Source organism: Pseudoduganella buxea (assembly GCF_009720835.1).
Taxonomy (GTDB): Bacteria; Pseudomonadota; Gammaproteobacteria; order Burkholderiales; family Burkholderiaceae_D; genus Rugamonas; species Rugamonas buxea.
In genome coordinates, this window is the sequence record NZ_WNKZ01000203.1 from 1 (window position 1) to 1,760 (window position 1,760).

1 protein-coding gene is annotated in these 1,760 nt (G+C 72.7%); it reads left to right on the top strand.

All coding sequences use genetic code 11. The features are described 5' to 3' along the window. Positions 1 to 1,760: pilus assembly protein (locus GM672_RS27560; protein ID WP_155473681.1), on the top strand; the 1,760-nt coding region annotated here is incomplete at both ends.

A 1,760-nucleotide genomic window follows, 5' to 3' on the forward strand; every position in this document is an offset into this window, starting at 1 on the left:
CCGCCGTGTTTCGCGCCGCCTACGGCCTGCTGCAGGGCAGCGGCACGCTGACGCGCGCGGCGCTGGTGCGCGATGCGGACGGCGAGCTGCGGCTGTCCGCGCCCAGGTGGGACGCGGCACGGGGCCTCGCCCTGCATCCACCCGCGCTGCGGCAGATCTATACGTACGATCCGACCGGCGTCACCGTGCCCTTCCTGTGGAACCGCATTTCGCCGCTGCAGCAGGCACTGCTCGACCGGCCGCCGGACGACCCCAACGCGCCCGGAGACGGCATGGGGCCCGCACGGCTGGACTTCCTGCGCGGCGTGCGCGACCTGGAAGGCCACGGCCTGCGCACCCGCGCCGGCGTGCTGGGCGACGCCGTGCACGGCACGCCCGTGTACGTGGGTGGGAGCCTGAATACGGTGGCCCATGCCCGCGCCGATGCCGGCTACCAGGCCTTCCATCGCGCCAGCCTGCGGCGCATTCCCGCCGTCTACCTGGGCACCAACGACGGCATGCTGCACGGCTTCGACGCGCGCACGGGCGCCGAACTGTTCGCGTACGTGCCGGACATGCTGTTCGGCGCACTGGGCGCGCTGACCTCGCCGGGATACCGCCACCGGGCCTATGTCGACGGTCCGCTGGCCATCGGCGAAGCGAGGATTCGCGGCAGCTGGCGCACCGTGCTGGTAGGCTCGCCCGGGCCCGGCGGCCAGGGCTTGTTCGCGCTGGACGTGTCGAACCCTGCCATGTTCGGACACGGACTGGGTGTGCTGTGGGAGTTCACCCAGCACGACGATCCGGCCATCGGCCATGTGCTCACGCCCGTGGCGACGGCGCGGCTGCATGTCGGCACCAGCCGCGGCATACGCCGCTACCGCCACTTCGCGCTGGCCGGCAATGGCGTGGACAGCGATGCTGTCGACGACGTGCCCGGGCCGCACGGCGCCGCGCTGTTCCTGCTGGCGCTGGACAAGGGCCCCGGTGAAGTCTGGGAGCAGGGCGCCAACTACTACCGCTTCGACCTGCCCGGTGCCGACGCGGGAATGCCGGCCGGCCTGTCGGCCCCCGCGCTGGTGGTGGACGAGGACAATACCCTGCGCCACGCCTATGCCGGCGACCTGCAGGGCAATCTGTGGCGCTTCGACTTTACGCGGCTGCCGCCGTGGCGCGGCAATACTGGATTGCGGCCCCTGTTCGTCGCGCAGGACCGTACCGGCACGCGCCAGCCCATCGCGCAGCAGCCGAAGGTGGTGCACGCGGCCGACGGCGGCTACCTGGTGCTGTTCGGCACCGGCATGCTCGTGTCGCGCCAAGCACGCGAACCGGCGGGCTTCGCCGTGCAGTCGTTCTACGCCGTCTACGACAATCCCGGCGGCCCGGGCGCGGCCAGGCCGCTCACGCGTGCCGACCTGCTCGAGCGCGTGCTGCGTCCGTCGGCAAGCGACGCTGCCGCCGGATTCGCCGTCACGGGCAGGCAGCAGGCCATCGGCGACGGCGCCCGGCCGAAAGGCTGGTTCGTCGATTTCGCCGACAGCGCCATCACGGGTGAACGCAGCAGCGGGCCGGCCGCGCTGGCCGACGGCAAGGTGGTGTTCAATACCGTCGTGCCGGGCCAGGACCCATGCGCCGACAGCGCGAGCCGTACTTACCTGCTCGATGCCCTGTCCGGCCTCGCGCCCGACGCCGCCGGCGTGCCCGTGGCGGGCGCCGTCACCGGCATGCTGGCGCCGGACTTCCTCGACGGTGCCGCCGCCTTGCTGCCGGCAACGCGCAGC